Source organism: Methylacidimicrobium sp. AP8 (genome assembly GCF_903064525.1).
In the GTDB taxonomy this organism is placed as follows: domain Bacteria; phylum Verrucomicrobiota; class Verrucomicrobiia; order Methylacidiphilales; family Methylacidiphilaceae; genus Methylacidimicrobium.
On record NZ_LR797830.1, the window covers coordinates 1,650,891 to 1,669,830 of the forward strand.

At 65.9% G+C, this 18,940-nt stretch carries 14 protein-coding genes and 1 pseudogene; 10 read left to right on the forward strand and 5 right to left on the reverse strand.

Annotated features, from left to right (window positions below):
• Positions 1–35: 35 nt before the first annotated feature.
• Positions 36–2,828 (reverse strand): malto-oligosyltrehalose synthase, encoded by a 2,793-nt coding sequence (treY, locus tag MTHMO_RS07695; protein ID WP_202214254.1) that lies wholly within the window; start codon positions 2,826–2,828, stop codon positions 36–38.
• Between the two features lie 339 nt (positions 2,829–3,167).
• Here treY and pgi point away from each other — a divergent pair, with 339 nt between their 5' ends.
• A complete protein-coding gene (gene pgi, locus MTHMO_RS07700; RefSeq protein WP_202214255.1) occupies positions 3,168–4,814 on the forward strand; it encodes a glucose-6-phosphate isomerase in 1,647 nt (548 codons plus the stop codon).
• A 96-nt stretch (positions 4,815–4,910) separates the two neighbouring features.
• On the opposite strand, the pseudogene MTHMO_RS07705 reads toward pgi, so the two are convergent.
• A pseudogene (locus MTHMO_RS07705) lies at positions 4,911–5,764 on the reverse strand (ROK family protein); the annotation flags it as partial.
• Between the two features lie 232 nt (positions 5,765–5,996).
• Here MTHMO_RS07705 and MTHMO_RS07710 point away from each other — a divergent pair.
• The 3 genes from MTHMO_RS07710 to MTHMO_RS07720 are packed head-to-tail and all read left to right on the forward strand — an operon-like array spanning position 5,997 to position 8,839.
• Entirely contained in the window at positions 5,997–6,608 is a 612-nt protein-coding gene (locus MTHMO_RS07710) for a DUF123 domain-containing protein (RefSeq protein ID WP_202214256.1), read from the forward strand.
• Complete coding sequence (locus MTHMO_RS07715) at positions 6,598–8,043, forward strand: NAD-dependent malic enzyme (protein ID WP_237394838.1); 1,446 nt, start codon at positions 6,598–6,600, stop codon at positions 8,041–8,043. Before MTHMO_RS07710 ends, MTHMO_RS07715 begins: the two co-directional genes overlap by 11 nt.
• A 43-nt stretch (positions 8,044–8,086) precedes the next feature.
• The gene (locus tag MTHMO_RS07720) at positions 8,087–8,839 is read left to right on the forward strand and encodes a hypothetical protein (RefSeq protein WP_202214257.1); all 753 of its coding nucleotides are present in this window, start codon (positions 8,087–8,089) and stop codon (positions 8,837–8,839) included.
• Here MTHMO_RS07720 and MTHMO_RS07725 read toward each other — a convergent pair.
• Positions 8,764–12,051: an exodeoxyribonuclease V subunit beta gene (locus MTHMO_RS07725; RefSeq protein ID WP_202214258.1), complete on the reverse strand. Its 3,288-nt coding sequence runs from the start codon at positions 12,049–12,051 to the stop codon at positions 8,764–8,766. The two genes, MTHMO_RS07720 and MTHMO_RS07725, sit on opposite strands and share 76 nt — an antisense overlap.
• A gap of 11 nt (positions 12,052–12,062) precedes the next feature.
• Positions 12,063–14,804, reverse strand: coding sequence for a PD-(D/E)XK nuclease family protein (locus tag MTHMO_RS07730; protein WP_202214259.1), 2,742 nt, complete (start codon positions 14,802–14,804; stop codon positions 12,063–12,065).
• Between the two features lie 254 nt (positions 14,805–15,058).
• On the opposite strand from MTHMO_RS07730, the gene MTHMO_RS07735 reads away from it, so the two are divergent.
• The 5 genes from MTHMO_RS07735 (at position 15,059) to MTHMO_RS07755 (ending at position 17,484) form a co-directional block, all read left to right on the forward strand.
• Positions 15,059–15,730, forward strand: a complete 672-nt coding sequence (locus MTHMO_RS07735) for a TraR/DksA C4-type zinc finger protein (protein WP_237394839.1) — start codon at positions 15,059–15,061, stop codon at positions 15,728–15,730.
• Positions 15,731–15,752: 22 nt separating this feature from the next.
• Positions 15,753–15,983 carry a 30S ribosomal protein S18 gene (gene rpsR / locus MTHMO_RS07740; protein WP_202214261.1) on the forward strand — a complete coding sequence of 77 codons (231 nt, stop codon included), beginning with the start codon at positions 15,753–15,755 and terminating at the stop codon, positions 15,981–15,983.
• 14 nt (positions 15,984–15,997) lie between these two features.
• Positions 15,998–16,264: a 50S ribosomal protein L28 gene (rpmB, locus tag MTHMO_RS07745; RefSeq protein ID WP_202214262.1), complete on the forward strand. Its 267-nt coding sequence runs from the start codon at positions 15,998–16,000 to the stop codon at positions 16,262–16,264.
• Between the two features lie 66 nt (positions 16,265–16,330).
• A complete protein-coding gene (locus MTHMO_RS07750; RefSeq protein ID WP_202214263.1) occupies positions 16,331–16,534 on the forward strand; it encodes a hypothetical protein in 204 nt (67 codons plus the stop codon).
• 59 nt (positions 16,535–16,593) lie between these two features.
• A complete protein-coding gene (locus MTHMO_RS07755) occupies positions 16,594–17,484 on the forward strand; it encodes a Kdo hydroxylase family protein (RefSeq protein ID WP_202214264.1) in 891 nt (296 codons plus the stop codon).
• Positions 17,485–17,555: 71 nt separating this feature from the next.
• On the opposite strand, the gene MTHMO_RS07760 is transcribed toward MTHMO_RS07755, so the two are convergent.
• Entirely contained in the window at positions 17,556–18,233 is a 678-nt protein-coding gene (locus MTHMO_RS07760; protein WP_202214265.1) for a polymer-forming cytoskeletal protein, read from the reverse strand.
• Positions 18,234–18,363: 130 nt separating this feature from the next.
• On the opposite strand from MTHMO_RS07760, the gene MTHMO_RS07765 reads away from it, so the two are divergent.
• Positions 18,364–18,675: a Dabb family protein gene (locus tag MTHMO_RS07765; protein WP_202214266.1), complete on the forward strand. Its 312-nt coding sequence runs from the start codon at positions 18,364–18,366 to the stop codon at positions 18,673–18,675.
• Positions 18,676–18,940 lie beyond the last annotated feature (265 nt).

Sequence of the window (18,940 nt, forward strand, 5' to 3'; positions counted from 1 at the left end):
GGCCAGCCGTGCCCGCCGAAGGCGCACCCGAGCGGTCAGCCTTCGGAAATCCAGAGCGCGACGGGCAGCTCAGCCATCGCCTCCGCGAGCGGCGCCCCGCCCTGCCAGCGGCGCCGGTTGCCGGTGAATGCGCACCGCCAGAACGCGGCCAGGGATTCCGGCAGAACGGCCGAGGTGTCGCCCCAGGTCTCCGCGCCGACCGGCGCTTGCTCGGGGGGGACGAGCGCGGTGACGAATCGGGGCACGATCGCCAGCAAGTGCTGTCTCCCCCAGGAGCGTAGAAAGCCGAAGGCATGATCGGCCTTGGCGCCCGCAAAGGAGAGCGGCTCGTAGCTGCCCGAACCGAAGAGCTCCGGAGCGAGCCGCCGTGCCTGCAGGGCCTTGTGGGTGAGAAAGAGCTTGATCTTGCCGTCCTCCGGATGCGCTAGAATCTCTCTCCGGTATTCCGGCCTGTCCCCCTCTCGCCGGATCTCCGCCAAGGTCCTGCGGCGCAGCTCGAAATCGACCGGCCTCCGGTTGTCGGGATCGACGAAGGAGAGATCCCAGAATTCGGTCCCTTGATAAAAATCGGGAACGCCGGGCGCCGCCACCTTCAAAAGGAGCTGGGAAAACGAGTTGTAGACCCCATACCGGGCGATCTTCCGCTGGAACGGGAGAAAGGCCGCGAGAAACTCCTTACCCTCCTCCGCATCGAGAATGCGGTCGATAAAGGCGCAGCATCCCTCCTCGTAGAGCCGGTTGGGCCTCTGCCATCCGGAAAAGCTCCGTGCCTCCCGGCTCGCCTTGACGAAATAGGCTTTGAGGCGCTCGCGGAACTCCTCCATCTCCTCGCTCCTCCACGGCCAGCTTCCGAGGAGCGCCTGATAGATGAGATACTCCGCATTGGCGTCAGGAACGAGCAGGTCGCCGATCGTGGCCTTCTTCCCCGCGTTGATCCGGTTCCAGCGCGCGAGCAGCTCCGCCCACTCTTCGGGAAGCTCGGCCAGGACGTTCAAGCGGGCGCGGGCGTCCTCTCCCCGCTTCGCGTCGTGCGTCATCGTCGCATTGAGGGTGTGGGGCCAGCGGACCCACCGGTCGCGGAGAAAGCGATGAAGCTCCTCGGGCTCGATTCCGAAGCGGGAGGGATCGCTGCCCACCTCGTTGAGGGAGAGCAGCCGGTTGTAGACGTAGAACTGGCAATCCTCCAAGCCCTTCGCCATCAAAGGCCCGCTCAATTGCTGAAACCGGAGGACGAAGTCGAGCGCCTGCACCCGGTCCTCCTCGGCCAACTCGTGCGGCATTTCGCCGAGGAGAAAGCGCCGGATGAACTCGAGCTCGGCCGAGAGCTGCGGCAGGTTCTCCTCCGCGGTCCGGATGGCTTCGTCGATCCACTGCCGGTCCTCCGGACTGGGCCCGTTCGCGTCGACATAGGAACGGTAGACCGGAAAGCAGGAGAGCACCTCGACCAACGCCCGGCGAACCGCGTAGATCGTCACGTCCGGCCCGAACCAGAGCCGGGCGCAGAGCGAATGCATCATCAAGGCGATCCGATCGAGATCGCCCGCCAGCCGGCGGGCGATGACGAACCGCTTCTTTTCCCGCAAGAGCCGGCCGTAATTCTGCGGCTGCCCGAGAAAATCCTCGTAGCAGCGGGTGAACGCGTCCGCGTTCCTCGCGGGGCAGAAGAGCTGCGTCACCATTGCCAGGAAGTCGTAGCCGGTCGTGCCTTCCACCGGCCAGTCCTTCGGAAGCTCTTCCCTCCCGAATCCGAGGATCTTCTCCACGACCGTGTAGGTGTCGGGGAGCGCCGCCCGCAAGGTTTCGAGGTAGGCGCGCGGCCGGTAGAGCCCGTCGATATGGTCGATCCTCACCCCGGTGACCTTCCCCTCGGCGACCAGCCGTCGAATCAGCCGGTGGACCCGCTCGAAAACCTCCTTCCTCTCGACCCGGACCGAGATGAGATCGTTGACCGTGAAGAAGCGCCGGTAGTTGATCTCCTCGGAAGCGACCCGCCAGTGGGCGAAGCGGAAGTGCTGCTCGGAAAGAATTTGATCCAGCAGCGCGAGCGACTGCGGGGTCGGCCGCTTGGGCGAGATCAGCTCCAGGCTCCGATCGAGAGAGCTGCGGATGAAGCCGTTCTTCTGATAGAGCTCCTCGAGGACCCATTTGACGAAGGTCACTTGATCGGCCCTCTCCTCCGGATTTCCCGCCGAATCCAGATTGCGCACGGTATAGATGACTCCGAGGAGCTTGAGGTAATCCGGGTCCCGGCGCTCCAGGCGGTCGTGGATCTGCTGCTGCACCAGCGCCAGCACCGTTCCGTAGCTTTCGATGCGAAGGGGGAATCGGTGATCGAAATAGGAAACCCAGAATCCGCCCTTCTCGAAGGACAAGCGGATCTCGCCCTTTTGCAACGCCTCGCCGTAATGCGGCCCAAGAAAGGGGGCTAACACCCGGCCGCGCAGCGTCGGGAAGGGGTGGTTCCACTCGATATCGAAGAACTCATAGAACTCCGAATGCGGGCCGTTCTCGAAGACGTCCATCAGGAAGCGGTTTTCCTTGTCGTAGGCCATGTGGTTGGGAACCACGTCCTGCAGCCACCCCATTCCCCGAGCCCGGACGTTCTCGATAAGACGGACGAAGGCTTCGGCCGAGCCCAGCTCCGGATGGAGCTCCTCCGGATCGACGACGTCGTAGCCGTGGCTGCTGCCCATCCGCGCACGCGTGATCGGGGAGGCGTAGATGTCGCTGATCCCAAGATCGTCGAGGTAGGCTACGACCGGCTCGAGCGCGGCGAACCCGAGCTCTTTTCGTAGTTGCACGCGGTAGGTGGACACAGGAATGCGCATACCGTGAACTTCCCTCGAACCCATCGCGCAAGCAGCCGCGCCCGCCTTCCGGCGGATCGCCGCCCGGCCGACGGCCGGAAAGCATGGCAAAGGCTCCCCCGGAAAGCAAGATCTCCCCATGCCGCGGGCGCGCCCGAAGCCGCTCCGGAGGCCGACCCTTTCGGCACCGGGCGGAAACCGAATGGGCTTGCGCCCGGCCCGCCCGGCCCGTTAAGAGTGTTCCCGATCGACCTTTTTGACCTTTCGGCGCAAGAGGGGCGTCGACCGGTTCCCCGAGAAAGGGTGAGCCCTAGCTACACGAGAATCGGAATTCCAACCCACCTGCCACCACCTACCCCTATGAGCCTTCCCACCTCCTTGCCTTCCTGGCGCAAGCTCGAAGAGCACCACGCCCAGATCCGTTCTCTCCACCTCCGGGATCTCTTCCGCGAGGATCCGGAGAGAGCCGAAAGGTTTTCGGTTTCCCTCGAAGACATCGTCTTCGACTACTCGAAGAACCGGATTACGAACCAGACCCTCGACCTCCTGCTTCAGCTCGCCCGGGAGGCGGAGCTGCCCCGCTGGATCGAGAAGATGTTCGCGGGGGAAAAGATCAATGTCTCCGAACGGCGGGCGGTGCTCCACATCGCTCTCCGCAAGCCGCGGGGCAGCTCCGTTTTCGTCGACGGCAAGGACGTGATGCCCGAGGTGCACGCCGTTCTCGACCGGATGCGGGAGTTCAGCGAATCCGTCCGCACCGGCCGTTGGCATGGCTATACGGGGCGGCCGATCCAAGACGTGGTGAACATCGGCATCGGCGGATCCGACCTCGGCCCCATGATGGTCACTCGGGCCCTCCGCCCCTACCACTCCTCGCTACGGCTCCACTTCGTCTCCAACATCGACGGAACGCACCTGGTCGAAACGCTTCGCGGCCTCGATCCGGAGACCACCCTCTTCCTCGTCTCCTCGAAGAGCTTCGGGACGCTCGAAACCCTCACCAACGCGCGATCGGCCCGCGCCTGGTTCCTCGACAAGGCGAAGGATCCCGCAGCGGTCGCCAAGCACTTCGTGGCTATCTCGACCAACGAAAAGGCGGTCGTCGCCTTCGGCATCGACAAGAAGAACATGTTCCCGTTCTGGGATTGGGTGGGCGGCCGCTACTCTCTCTGGTCGGCAATCGGGCTCTCGATTGTGCTCGCCATCGGCATGGACCGTTTCGAGGAGCTTCTGGCCGGCGCGCACGCCGCGGACGAGCATTTCCGCACAGCACCCCTGGAAAAGAACATCCCGGTCCTCATGGGCCTCCTGGGCATCTGGTACAACAACTTTTTCCAGGCTTCGACCCACGCGGTCTTCCCGTACGACCAGTATCTCGAGTTTCTTCCGGCCTATCTCCAGCAGGCCGACATGGAGAGCAACGGCAAGCACGTCCAGAAAGACGGAACGCCGGTCGCCGTGACGACCGGGCCGATTCTCTGGGGCGCGCCGGGCACCAACGGGCAGCACGCCTTTTTCCAGCTCCTCCATCAGGGCACGAAGCTGGTGCCCGCCGATTTTCTGGTTCCCGCCCAAAGTCACAATCCCCTGGGACCGTCGGACGAGCATCACCGCATGCTGCTGGCCAACTGCCTGGCTCAGACCGAGGCGCTCCTCCGGGGAAGGACGGCGGAGGAGGTGCGCGCCGAAATGGAAGCGGCCGGATTGGCGGCCGAGGATATCGCCAGGCTCACCCCCCACCGGGTCTGCGAGGGGAACCGGCCTTCCAACACTTTCCTTTTTCGGAAGCTCACCCCGCGAACGCTCGGCAGCCTGATCGCCCTCTACGAGCACAAGATCTTCGTTCAAGGAACGATCTGGAACATCGACTCCTTCGATCAATGGGGGGTCGAGCTCGGCAAGCAGCTCGCCCAGAACCTCCTGCCGGAGATCAGCGGGGAGCCCGCCCGCAAGCCGCACGACTCGTCGACCGAACGCCTACTCCGGCTCGTCCGCGGCTGGCTCTGATCGGCCCCTCCCCGGGGGGGCCGCAGTGCCGGCGCCGTCCCACAGCCGGGCCGCACCCCGCACTCCGCTCGAGTCGCCGTGCCGGGGAGCGAGAAGCCTGGTGAGGACGGAGTCCGAGAAAATCCATCGGCTCCAAAGAGCGGGGACCCGGCGATAGAGCCGCGCGATGTTGGAGAGGCCCCCGCCGAGAACGATCGCGTCGGGGTCGAGCACGTTGATCACATGCGCCAGGCCTCTGGCCAGCCGCTCCTCGTAGCGCCGGAGGGTGGCTTCACAGTCCGGGTCCCCGGCGGCGGCGCGCCGGACGATCTCCTCCGGATCCGAGCGCGCCCCCGTGGCGCTTTGGTGATCCCGGGCCAGCCCCGGACCGGAAAGGAAGGTTTCCAGGCAGCCCCTTCTTCCGCAGTAGCATTCGGGGCCGGGCAGCTCTTCCGGGCGGGGCCAGGGCAACGGGTTGTGGCCCCACTCCCCGGCGATCCCGTTGATCCCGGAAAGGATCTTGCCGTCGACCACGATTCCGCCCCCACCCCGGTCCCCAAAATGACGCCGAAGACCACGGCCCGGCCCCGAGCCGCCCCGTCCCAGGCCTCGGAAAGGGCGAAGCAATTGGCGTCGTTGGCGATCCGGACGGGCCTGGCCAGGACCCGCTCGAGGTCGACGCGCAACGGCCGGCCGGAAAGGCAGACGGTGTTGGAGTTCTTGAGCCGGCCGGCAGGCTCCAGCAGCGTCCCGGGGGAAGCGACGCCGACCGGCAGCCTCGGGAGGCCCAGTTCTTTTTCCACCTCCGTCACCAGCCGGCGGACTCCTTCCAGAATCGCCTCATAACCTTCGCGAGGGGTGGGGATGCGGCGGCGCACCAGCTCTTTCTCCCCCTCGAGGACGAGGATCTCGATCTTGGTGCCGCCCAAATCGACGCCTAATCGGATCTTCGCTTGCTCCCCAGCCGGCATGGATCCTCCGCCGCCTCAACGTTCCTCACCGGCCCGCCGACCGGGGCTTCCGCGATTTTTCCCCGCCCCCTCGCTCCCATCCTCGGCGGGTGATCCGGCCGAGCGCCGCTCCCGCACGAGCCGGACGGTCTCCACGGTTCGGCCGCAGAAATCCCGATCCTAGGGCTTCCATGTGTCATGGCATGGACGATACTATCGCCGCACACGGCCGCCAATTTCGAAGACCGTCGCCATGGCAACCGCCCGCACGCCAGAGTCCCGGCCGACTTGGATCCGGCTATCCGCCGGCGGCAAGCTTTCGGACCCGGAGCAGCTCCCGCGCACTCCCGGTTCCTATCTCCTCCTCGTGGCCCTGCTCCGGGACACAAGGCTGCCGGTCGGGCGTTTGGGCATATGCACCCTTCCTCGGGGCTTCTACGCGTACTGCGGATCGGCGTTCGGAACCGGCGGAATCCGCGGCCGCCTGGCCCGCCACCTCCGCGAGGGCCTCCCCCTCCACTGGCATATCGATTTTCTGCTCCGCTACGCCCGGCCGATCGCCCTCGCTTTCCGGGAAGGCGATCCCTCCCTCGAGTGCGTCTGGAGCCAAGCGCTCGGCCGGCTGCCGAACGCCTCCTTCCCGGCTAGGGGATTCGGCGCTTCGGATTGTCGGCGGCACTGCCCCTCGCATTTGGTCTTGCTTTCCGGGACGGACGCTCCCGCGCGGCACCCGGCAAGCCCCAGGCCGGAGGCGCACGCTTGCGGGACGGGCCGGCGGGCCAAAGAAAGAACGTGCGCCGAAGGATGGCAGGCCGTAAAAGAGGCTCTTCTACCCCTCTTGGAGACATCGCCCCATGGCGCCTGAATCGTTGAACCCGTCCGCCAGCCACAGCTTCCTTCTGCGTCTTTCCTATCCGAACAGGATCGGGATGTTGGCGAAGGTCGTCCGCGCGCTGAGCGAAAACGGCGGCGATCTCGGCGCGATGGACATCGTCTCGGTCCATTCGGGCCAGATGATCCGGGAGATCGCGGTCAACGCGCGCAGTGCGGAGCATGCGAAGCGGCTGCAGGAAGAGGTCGCCAAGCTTCCCGAGGTGACCGTCCTGGCCGTCTCCGACCGGGTCTTCCAGCTGCATCAGGGCGGCAAGATCCAAGTCGAGAACAAGGTTCCCCTGAGCAACCGCGACACCTTGTCGATGGCCTATACGCCCGGCGTCGCGCGCGTCTGCGAGGCGATCGCCGCTCGGCCCGAGCTCGTCTACGAGCTCACCATCAAGAGCAACTCGGTGGCGGTGGTGAGCGATGGATCGGCGGTCCTCGGCCTCGGAGACATCGGTCCGGCGGCGGCCATGCCGGTCATGGAAGGGAAAGCGATGCTCTTCCGCGAATTCGGCCGCATCCACGCCTATCCCATCTGCCTGGCCGCGCGCGGGATCGACGAGATCGTCGACACCGTCGCCCGGATCGCCGTCGGCTTCGGCGGGATCAACCTGGAGGATATCTCCGCACCCCGTTGCTTCGACATCGAGCAGAAGCTCCAGGATCGGCTGGATATTCCCGTCTTCCACGACGATCAGCACGGGACCGCCATCGTCGTGCTGGCCGCCCTGATCAACAGCGCCCGCCTGCTGGGGCGCGATCTGCAATCCCAGCGCTATGTCATCCTGGGAGCGGGAGCGGCCGGTGTGGCCGTCGCGAAGATGCTCCTAAAGGTCGGCTGTCGGCGGATCATCGTCTGCGACCGGCGCGGGATCATCCATCCCGCCCGCTCGGATCTGACCCCGATCAAGGCATGGCTAGCCGGCCACACCAACCCGGACGCCGTATCCGGAACGGTGGGCGATGCGATGAAAGGCGCGGACGTGTTCATCGGGGTCTCTTCGGGCGGGCGCATTTCCGCCGAAGATGTGCAAGGAATGGCCGAGCCGCGGACCGTCTTTGCGCTGGCCAATCCCACGCCCGAGCTCATGCCGGAGGAAGCAGCGCAGTACGCGTACATCGTGGCCACGGGGCGCAGCGACTATCCCAACCAGATCAACAACGTTCTGGCCTTCCCCGGGATTTTCCAGGGCGCTCTTTCCGTGCGGGCCTCCCGGATCACCGAAGGAATGAAGCTGGCGGCGGCCGAAGCGATCGCCTCCTGCATCCCGCCATCGGAAGCTGCACCCGAGTATATCATCCCCAGCGTGTTCAATCGGGAAGTCGCGGGCCGCGTGGCGAGCGCGGTTGCGCTGGCGGCGGAGAAGGACAGGGTCGCTCGGATGGAGAGAGACCGGATTGAACCGACCCCCCTTCCGTAAAAAAGGCTGGACGATCCTGCAGCCCTTCCTGCCATGCCCGCCGATGCCGGCGCGACCACCGGCTCCCCGGCTCCTTCTGGTCGTCCTCCTCTTGACGGGTCTCTTGCCCGCTTCCGCGTCGGCGGACGCGCCGCCGGTACAGCTCGTCAGCGCCCGGCGCTACTATACCCTCTTTCTCTCGACCCCGAGCCGTCCGGGCGAGGCTGTCCATCCCCGGATCCGCTATCAAGGGGTCTGGGACTGCGTCAATTGGGGGGCGGACGAGGAGATCTCCCTCTTTCAGCAGGAGCCGGCCCACCTCCCTTACCTCGAATTCCGGGCGAAAGCCAACGGAGTCCCCATCCCGGTCGAGAAGCGGGAGGGCCGCTACTGGGTCCCTCTCCATTTCTCCAGCGGACAGAGGGTCCGAGTGGAAATCGAATCGCTGCAGCAGGTGCTCCCGGTCGATCCAAGCCGGAAGATCGATTCGTTCGAGGATCTAATCCAACCCACCGGTTGGAGGCCGCCGGTCGTCAACTACTGGATTGTCGTCGACCTCGGCCGTCTCTTCGGCGCCTTCCTCGCGCACGAGGGAAAAAGCCCGGCGTTCGGCCTCTCCCCCTCGCAAACCGGGCCGGGTGCTCCTCCCCCGGACGCCTTCCCGCAATTTCTCGCCAACAAGGTTCTCCAAGTAGCCCCGGGCGGATACCGGATCGAGGGCAGCAAGATCTGGTGGTATTATCACAACCTGGGAGACCCGGCCTCCTCGCCCGCGCTCGGCACCCTCCGCGTGGTCTGGCAGGCTTGGTATCGCTGAGCGGCAGGAATGGGGCCTTCACTTTCGCGCGCCGGTTCGGGCTGGACCTCAAGGAGACGCCGCGATACCACCCAGACCAAGAACGCGCGCACCCGGTCGACGGGAAGCGAGATCATCTGGGCGAGCGCCGTCCGGTAGAGCCCGATCTGCTCCCGGTAGCGGGCTAGGAGCCGTCCTTCGCCGCATTCGGCCCCCTCCCCATCCGTCTTGAACTCGTAAAGGGTCGCGCCGGCGGGCGATCCGTCGGAGCCAGGGAAGAGATGCACCCGGTCGAAGATTCCGCTGATCCAGCGGCCGGAGACGAGGGCCTCAAACGGCCTCTCCCGCCAGACGATCGTTCCCGCCGGCGGAAGAAAAACGGCCCGGCACTCCTCGCTTTCGATGCAGGAGAGCACGGCCAGAGCCGCCTGCTTGGCCGGACCGTCGGGTGCGGCGCGGGCCTCCCGGCGGAGCGCTTCGCGCGTCGGCTCATCCCCCCTCTCCACCCCCGCGAGCCGCTCGTGGACACGACTGCCCCACTCCCGGGCCGCCGCGCGGGCAGCAATCCAGGCGCCCGCCGCCGTCTCCTCCTCGGATCGCGACGGCGCCACCGGAGTTAGGCGAACGGAGCGCGGCGGGAAGAGCAACGGTCCGACACGTCCGGGTTCCTCTTCCCGGGAGATGCGCTCGCCCCGCTCCGGGTCGCTCCGGACGCCACGCTCAAACCGGATTTCGACATTGCTCTCGCCCCAGAGCGGGCGGACCTCTCCGCCCCGGAGAGTCCGGCGCAGCAGATCGCGGAGGGTGGGAGCGCCCGGCTCCGCGCCCTCCGGGGATCTCCGCCGCCCGGCCCGCGGAGCCTCCGCGAGGACGTAAAGCTCCCGTCGGGCCCGGGTCAAGGCGACGTAAAGCACGCAGAGGCGCTCGAAGAGCTCCTTTTCGCGGGCCTTCGCCCACGCCGCCGCCAGCGCGGGAATCTTGGCGACCACGGCTTTTCCCGGGGAGAGAAGTCGTCCGGCCACCCCACCAGCGCTCTCTACCTCCAGCAGGTCTGCCCGCACCGAGAGGGAACGCTCGAGCTCTGTGACCACCACGACATCGAAGCCGAGGCCTTTTGCCTTATGGACCGTCATGACTTGAACGGACCCCGTCGTCTCGGAAAGCCGCACGGGCTGCTCCCGCCAGAAACGCAGAAACCGTTCCACGTCCCGGGAACCGGTCCGGTCGAACCGGCACGCCATCTCCCGCAGCAGGCCCGCCCTCTGCTGCCCAAATTCGTCGAGCTTCCCGGGCAGGCGTCCCAAGATTTCCGCGACCACACCGGAAAACCCCTTTTCGTGGAGCAGCCGCCATCCGGTTTCCTCCCATTCCCGGCGGAACCGATCCCCAAGAGGAGAAGCGTCCAACCACCCTTTGGCCAGCGTGTCCGCCGGGTGCGCCAGGCTCTGCAGGGCGGCGGCCACCAGCCGCCCGAGCTGGTTGTCCGCGCCGGGAAAGACCTCGCCTTCGAGGAAGATCGATCCCACCTTCTCCCTCCGTAAGCGATCCGCCAAGCGGCGCGCCCAGCTGTTGGTTTGGACCAGAACCGCGCAGGAAAGGCGTCGCTCGGCGGGCCGGATGACTTCGCGGACCAGGCGGGCCAGCACCCCATCGACGGCCGAGGCGGAAGCTTCTTCGCCCTCTTCGGCCTCTCCCTCCGGCACCGTGCCGGTCGCCGCGGATGCCTCCAAGCCCGTCCCCACCTCAAGATAGCAGCTGTATCCGCCGGCTCCTTCCAAAGCCGAGGAGTGCCGGTCCCACCCCTCCGCCCAGGAAGCTCCCGCCTTCCCGTAGAGCTCCTCGAGGGCCGCCTTGTCGCCGAAAACCGTATTGACCAGCTCGATCACGGCGGGCCGCGAACGATAGGAAACGGCCAGCCGCTCGACCTCGATGCCGCCGGCATACCGGGAAGCGATTTCCTCGAGGAGCAACCGGTCTCCTCCCCGCCATCCATAGATCGACTGCTTCCCGTCTCCGACGCAAAAAAAGGTCTTCGTTCCCTCCGTCGACTGAATCGCTTCTTCGACCAGGAGCTGCAGGGCCTGCCACTGCGCGCGGCTCGTATCCTGGAACTCGTCGAAGAGCCAATGATCCCACTGGGAGTCGAGCCGATAGGCGACCCGCAACCAATCGTCCCTATCCATGCCTCCACCCCTCGCCCCGAGCTGCCGAAGGAGCCTCGGCGCATCGTCGAACGCGATCCGTCCTTGCCGGCGGAGGGCATGCCGGTAACGGGCCTGAAAGTCCGCCAAGAGCGAGAGGAGCCCGCGCGTCCGCCGGCAGGCGGCTTCGATGCCGTTCCGGAGCCAGAACCGGACCAGCCGGCCGAAAAGCAGGGCTGCCTCCGGGTCCGGGACGATCTTCTTGCGTTGCCAGTAAAACGCCCCGCAGCAGCCGGAGGCCGGATCGTAGCTCTCCACGATATTCCGGATCACCCGATCTTCCGGGCCATACCCCCGGTACGCCAAAAGAAGAGGGCGGAGCTTCTCCCACGCCTCGGCCCTTGCCGGCTCCAGAATCCGGAGCTTGCGGCCGATCTCCTCCCAAAGTTCCCCACCGTCCTCCTCCGGCGGTCCGGGATCGAGCGACCGGCAGAGCGCCTCCCCCCCCCAGCGCTCCCGCTCGGGCTCGTCCGCGAAGGCGTCCCCGAAACGGGCGATCCATCGATCGGCGGCGCTCCGGATGCTTTTCCCATCGTCTCCCCAGCGCAGCCGTCGCATCGCCTCCGCCAGCCTCTCTCCGGCCGATCCGTTCTCCGCGAACATCCGGGAGAGGAGCCAGCGGCGCAGCTCCCGCGCCTCGAACTCGTCCATCACCTCGAAATCTTCAGGAAGCCCGAGCTCCATCGAGCAGACACGGACAATCCGCTGGAAGAGGCTGTCGATCGTCCGCAGATGGAGCCGCGGCAGATCGGCCAGAAAGACCTGGAGGGAGGCGAGCGCGCTTCGCGCGCGGCCGCCGCCGTCCGCGGCCCCGCGCTCGGCATCGGCTTCCGCCTGCTCGATGAGCTTGCGCAGAACCCGATCGAGGATCTCCGCCGCGGCCTTCCGCGTAAAGGTCACCGCGACGATCCGATGAGGATCGACCCCGGAGCGGAGCAGATCGACAATCCGCTTCGCCAGGGCTTCGGTCTTGCCGGTGCCGGCCGAGGCCCGGATCAGGCAGCAGCGCGCGATCGGAAGCCCTCGCCGCATACCCCCCCTTCCTAGCCGACGGCGGAGACAGGGGATACGATTTCCCCCGGGCGGCCGTCGAACCAGCTCCGCCATGGTTCCCTCCGCCAAACGATCGATTCCGAAGGAGGCCAAAAGCGCCCTTCCTCCACGGCGCGTAAAACGCGGCCCGCGCACGATTCCGCTTCGGTTTCGAGCGTGGGGCTCCACTCCTTCCACTCGAGAATCCCCGCCTGCGCCCGCTCGCGCGGAAGCGCGAAGTAGGCGACCTCGACGGCGGAGCACGCGGGATGGCGGCGGCGCCAAGCCGCGGCATAGAGGGGCAGCTGCAGATCCCGCCACCGCAGTCGCTTGCCTTTCCACTCGAAGACGGCCTCCTCGGGTCCGGTGCTCTCGGAAGCCGGACACAGATGGGCCGACCTCGGGCTCCGCGCACGCTCGGCGCTCTTGAAGTCCAGGAGGCGCACCCTTCCGTCCGGATCCCGATCCACCCGGTCGATCCTGCCGACGATCTCCCAGGCTCCGATCGAAAACGACACCGGCTCCTCCACCGAGACGGTCGTCCACCCCCGCCGCACTTCTTCGGCCTGCGCGCGGGCGAATCCCGCCAGCCGGCCCTCGAGCGCTGCGGCCTGAAACATGATCGCGGGGGGGATCCCGTCCGGAAAACGCCGGTGCAGCCGCCGGGAGAGCAGATCCCGCAGGCAGTCCTCCATCTCCTCCCTCCGATCGCACCCCTTCATCGCCTCCTCCCGTCCGAAATCGGCCAAGACCTCATGCAGCAGGCCGCCGAACTCCCGGTCATTGAGCTCTTCGGGCGGCTCCTCCACGAATTCCCAACGGCGAACGTGGCGGAGGAAGAAGAAAAACGGGCAGGCCAGATAATCCCGCAAGCCCGTGATCGAAAGCTTCCTCTCTCCTGCCCACACGAGGGGACCGATCCGCAGCAGAAAGGAGTCGGTCGCCGCCGGCTGCCGGCGCGGCGGAGGCTGCTGCCCGTCCAGGACCCGCCGGACGCGCCCGGGCAGCTCTTCCGGTGGGCATCGAAACAGGAGCCGCGAAGGGAAGAGAGGCTCCCCTTCCCGGGTGAAGCGGCACGCCAGCAGATCGACCCTCCCGCGCCCTCTCCGTTGCGCCAGAACCGCCTCGAAGAGATAGGCGTCCCTGGCCTCCCGCTCCGCGTTGGTCCGCAAGCCGAGCCGCTCGCGCAGGGCGGGCGGGAGCAGAAAGTGATGCGTGACGGATTCGGGAACCGAGCCCTCTTGAAATCCGGCCAGCACGAGGTGGGGCGCATCATCCCAGAGGAGCTCAAGCCAGCCGCGGAGCTCGACCGCTTTTTCCGGGCGCTCTTCGGGAAGAGAGAGCCCGGAGAGGCGATCGATCAGAAGAGCGAGCACCTCCGCGGCCCCCAAGGGGCGTTCCACGGAGGGCGCAAGCGCCTCTATCTCCTGCAGAGCGGCCGCCAGCTCCTCGGCAAGGATATCGTCGCCCTCGCCGCAGCGCTCCCCACCGAAGACCTCCGAAAAGGGCTTCCGGAGGGCGGCCAGCGGCTCGGCTCCCGCCGCGGAAAGAAAGCGTTGCGCCCGCTCGACGCAAGGCTTCAGAACTTCTTCCCGCGCCGCCGCCCGGAAATCCTTCCCCGGGCTGCGCGCGGCGGCCCGGTCGAAGGCCTCCAGCAGGGCGCGCACGCTCTCTCCCGGCCCCACACCCAGCCAGCCCGCCGCCGGGTGGCAGAGGAGCCGGCGGAAGGCCGCGAGGCTCCCCTCCTCCAGAAGCTCCCGGATATCGGCAAGCAGCGGCAGCCAGCTCGACTCCCGCCCGGGAACGCCGCCGGGATCGAAGGCCGGGATCTTCCTCTCCGCCAAGGCGAGCCGCAAATAGGGGAGCAGGCGGGATGCGCAGACCCCGATCGTGACCGCCTCCCGAATCCGGTTCGCCTCCACCAGAAGCGCGGCCCTAAGGGCGACCTGCCCCTCCTCGGCTTCGATCCGCGTCGTGGCCGGAAAGGGCAGGCGCCTGCTCTGCCAAAAGGCCGGTTGGGGCCTGCCCCACTCGTCGAAGCCGTCGGCGATCGTTTCCGGAGCGTGGATCCATACCGAGCAGGCCCGATCGGGCAGAACCGCTTGCAGCAACCGCAGCGCCAGCGGATGGGGATCGGGGCAGCCCACGAGGGCCACCGAATCCTCCGCGAAGCGCCAGACACCTTTCTCCAGAGCTTCCAAACGGCCTTCGGTGGGGTCTCGCAATCCCGAACGGCGCAAGATCGCCCGGTATCGCTCTTCCCATCGGGCCAGTCGGACCCAAAGATCCGGCTCGAGATCTCCGGCCGCCTCCCGAGCGGTGGAAAACGTCAAGCCCCCTTCGGCGAGGAGATCCTGTGCCTCGCAGAGGCTCCGGCCCACGCCGAGAGCCCAGGCAAAATCCCGCCGTCCGGGGTCGCAGGGAAAAGGAGAGCCCTCTTCCGGCCCTGGCTCCGAGAGGACGACCTCCGTCCAGGCCCGGATCCGAGCCGTCCGGCCTGCCCACTTTTCGGAAGGCCCCCGCACCCAACCAAAAAGCTCCATAGGCGTGACGACCCGGGGAGCCAGAAGGCCTGCCGGCCTGCGCAGGCAGAGCGATCCCCGCAGCATCCTTCCCGACTCGCGCGTCGGGACGATTACAAGCCAGCGGGAGAGATCAGCCCAAGGGCCCGGTCCGCATCGCGCCAGGAGCCGGTCCGCCGCCTCCTCGACCAGAGGGCGATCCCACCCGAGGAATACCCGTTCCGGGCGCATCCGATCAACATAATCCTTCGGCTTCTCCGTGCCCAGCCCCCCGATTGTCTCGAAGGCCCCGCCGGCGCGGCGTCCGGGAGGACCTTCGGGCGGAGATCCCGGCCGTTCCGGAGTGCCAGGTCCGAGGGGGAAAAGGTCACGACAAGCCGGAAACGGGGAAAAAGTCCTTGGCAAAGCCCCAGCACACTCGCATATTCTCCCGCATAATGCCTGGCAAAAGCAGCAAGAAGACTTCGAAGCCGACGGAGAAAGACGTGGAGAAGGGCAAGGAATCGCCTGCGGCCGCTTCCTCCGTAAAAGGAACGCACGCCAAAAAAAGGACTGCCAAGAAAGGCGGCCGCGCCGGGTTGTCCGGCGAGGTCTCCTCGGAAGAAGAGGCGGCGGCGACCGAACCTGGCGACGCCTCTTTCGAGGCGGAGTCCAAGCTCACCCTGGCCGATCTGCCGCCCAAACGCCGGCAGGCTTTCCTTGAAAAGCAGAAGCATCGGCTACTCGAGTTGCGCGACGAAATTCTCGGGCAGATGCAGGGCATTGCCCAGGACTCCCTGCGCGTGCCCCCGGAAGGCGGCGAGGCGAGCGGCCTCGGCATGCACCAAGCCGATGCGGGAACCGAGGCGTACGACAAGGACTTCGCTCTGAGCTTGCTTTCCCAGGAGCAAGATGCTCTCTACGAGGTCGAGGAGGCCCTCAAGCGCATCGAGAACGGGACCTACGGGATCTGCCAAATGTGCGGGCGGCCGATCCCGTTGCAACGGCTAGAAGCGGTCCCACATGCGCGCTTCACCGTGGAATGCCAGCGACAGGTAGAGTTGCAGCGCCGTTTCGAGCGACGCTGGGAGTCGGTCCCGCAGTTCGCCGACCTGGCGGAAGCCAGGGGCGAAGAGGATGAGGATGCCTCCGAAGAGAGAGAGAGTCCTGCGGAATGAGGATCGGGCGTAAAGTGAGAAAATGAAAAAACAGAAAAACAAGCGGACCGGCCGCCCCGCCGCTCGCGAGAGCCAGCGCAGGATCGATATCAACGTCGAAGCGATCGACTTTCGCAATACCGATTTGCTGCGCAAGTTTACCACGGAAAGCGGGCGCATTCTTCCTCGACGGATCACGGGTATGCCTGCCAAACTTCACAGAAGGTTAACGAGAGAAATTAAAAGAGCGCGCAACGTACTTCTCATGAAGTAACGGAGAGAAGTTCCATGGCCCGTCGATGTTGTATTTTAGGTCGGCGCCCGGCTCGCGGCCGGAGGATCCGGCGCAAAGGCAAGCCGAAGAAAGAAGGGGGGATTGGCACGCACGTGACGGCGAACACGCCGCGGGTGTTTTTCCCCAACTTCCGGAGAAAGAAGCTATTTGTCCCGGAACTCGGCCGATGGGTTTCGTTGCGCCTTTCGGCCCGCGGACTCAAGACGCTGAGCAAGAAGGGATCGTATGCCACGCTCCGGGAAGCGGGCGTTTTGCGGTAACGATATGCGGAGGCAAGAGGTAAGCGTACAACGTGCTGAATAGTGATAGTGAGGAGGAAAAAAAGTATGCCGTTCCAAGTTGTTAGCAAAAAGTCCGGAAAAACCTATTACCTACATGCTCGCGAACAGACCCTGCGCAACGGCCACAAGGTCACTCTCTACTTTTTCTCCACCGAGCCCCGAGAGGGAGCGATCGACGCCCTTCCCAAGGGATACGTGGTGTCGGAAAGCAACCGGACGGGCCTTCCGATCCTCAAGAAGAGCCGCTAGCCGGCCGGCCGGCGGGATGGTCGCCCGGGCCTTTCGCAGTGGTTCCCGCTTGGAGTACTATGAACTCGATCGTTGAACTGCCCGGAGATTCCTGGACGCAGGCCGTGCCCCCCGACGTGCAGAATCGGGCTATCGAGGACCTGGAGCAAGGGAGGGTTCTGTTTTTCCCCCGCCTCGCCTTCACCCTTCTGCCGGAGGAAGAGGCGTTCCTGAAGCCGGAGTGGGGCGCCGGCGGCGCCAAGAACATCAGCTTCGAGCGCGAGACCGGAAAAATCTGGGGAGCCACCGGCAGCGAGGCCGAGAAGACCGCCCTTTCCCGCATGCTCCGCCGCTATGCGGACAGCACGCGGGAGTTTCTGCAGAATCTCTTCCCCACCTATGCCGCCTCCCTTCTGCAGGCGCGGACAAGTTACCGGCCGATCGAGATCGCCGGCCGCCCGTCCTCCTACCGGAAGGACGATACCCGACTCCACGTCGATGCTTTCCCGTCCCGTCCGACCGGCGGCCGGCGGATCCTACGGGTCTTCAGCAACATCAACCCGGAAGGCAAGCCGCGCTGCTGGCGGGTCGGAGAAGGCTTTCGGGAGTACGCCCAGCGGTTCGTGCCTCGGGTGTCCGCGCCGATACCGGGCTCCCGGTTCCTGCTCTCCCTGACAGGCATCACCAAGGGCTACCGCAGCCTCTACGATCATTACATGCTCGGACTCCACGACCAGGGCAAGCTCGATATCGAATATCAGAAGCAGAGCCCGCAGGAGGCGTTCGCCTTCCCCCCGAATTCGACGTGGATCTGTTTTACCGACCAGGTCCTGCACGCCGTGGACTCGGGGCAGTACCTGCTTGAGCAGACCTTCCACTTGCCCCGTGCCGCCTTGCGGCACCCCGAGCTATCCCCGCTTTCGGTCCTGGAGAGCATCGTCGGGCGCCCCCTTTGCGCTTCGAGCCTCTGAAGAGTCCCGAACTGCTCCTTCGGCTGTGCTCTCCCTCCGTGGTGCCGCACGATGCTGAGGACTACGGCGCTTCACGGTAGAATCGCAGCCACCCGCACGGCGGTGAAAAATCCGTAAAAATTGGACGGGCAGGCCGCCTTCGCCGCCTCGCCGGGCGCCGGGCGGAAGCATTCACACGGGCCTTGGAACACGGCCTCTTCGGCGATCAGCAAGCGGAGGCATCGGATCGACCCCTGCACGTCGGACCCGTTCCGTAATTCGAGCGACTTCCGAGCCGAGAGGCTGCCCCGCACCTTTCCTTCCACCACCAGGTCCAAGGCTTCGATGTCCGCCCGTACGTTCGCTTCCGGGCCGATCCACAGGCATCCCTCCGCCGCGTGAATCGAACCCGAGAAGCCGCCGTTCAGGGTCATCTTCCCGCGGAAGGCTAGCTCTCCCCGCAGCTGCGTCCCGACCGCGACGACGCTCGCTTCTTCCTTGCTCTCCGGCCGCTCCGGCGCCGCTTTCCGATTCGAGGCTCCCCCGCGCTCCTCCGCGCCGGCTGCCGACGGCTCGAGCCGATCTTCCTGCCTCCGGGGACGAGAAGGAATCGGCGGTCGCTCCGCAGGCGGCGGAGGAGGAGGAATCGGCGCCGCTACGGCCGCGTTCGGGGGGGATGGCACGCTCGGGCTCGGGGAGGCCTCCTCGGGACGATCGACTCCCTTCGAATGTTTAGCCGGCTCCCACTTCTTCAAGAGCTTGCCGAACATCGAAGCAAGCTTTGCCGCCGACCGGCAAGGCTGTCGAGGAAATTTGCTTTTGCCCTTTCCCTATGCTAAGAGCAGCGGGAAAGTCCCGTCAGATGATCGTAGGCGGAGTTTTGCATTCGACAAGTTTTTCATGATTCATCATATCTGCTTTCTGGAAACGCTCCCTTCCACTTCTCCCGCCGAGCTCGATCAACTCTTAATCGAGATCCGAATCCTCCTGCTCAAGCTCCCGGACATCCACAACCTGCGCGTAGGCCGCAACCTCGATGCGGCCGATCCGTTCTCTCTCTTCCTCTCCTTCGACATCGATTCGCTCGAAAAGCTCGCGTACGTGCAGCGCAATGCGATCTACTATCAATTCGAAAGGCAGATCCTCGATGCGCATGCCAAGCGTGTCGTCCGCTACAACTTCGACATGGACAGCGGCAAGGAGACCGGCTAACCGTTGCTCAAACCACGGACCATCCTTCCTCCGCCAGGGTAGATCGTCCACGGCGTCGGCCGGACACTGCTACCGGCGGCTCGCGTGACGGAGTTCCGCCGGCAAAGCCCGGGTAGCGCCCGATGCCCGCGCTTTCCGGGGCAGAGGCGCGGGAGGCGCGCGGTTGCCTTGCCTCCCGACCGGGCGGGCGTTCGGATCGACCCGATCCTCTCCGGGCCACGGCATAGGCTGCGCCCTGGCGAGAGCTGATGCCGTGCCGATCGGG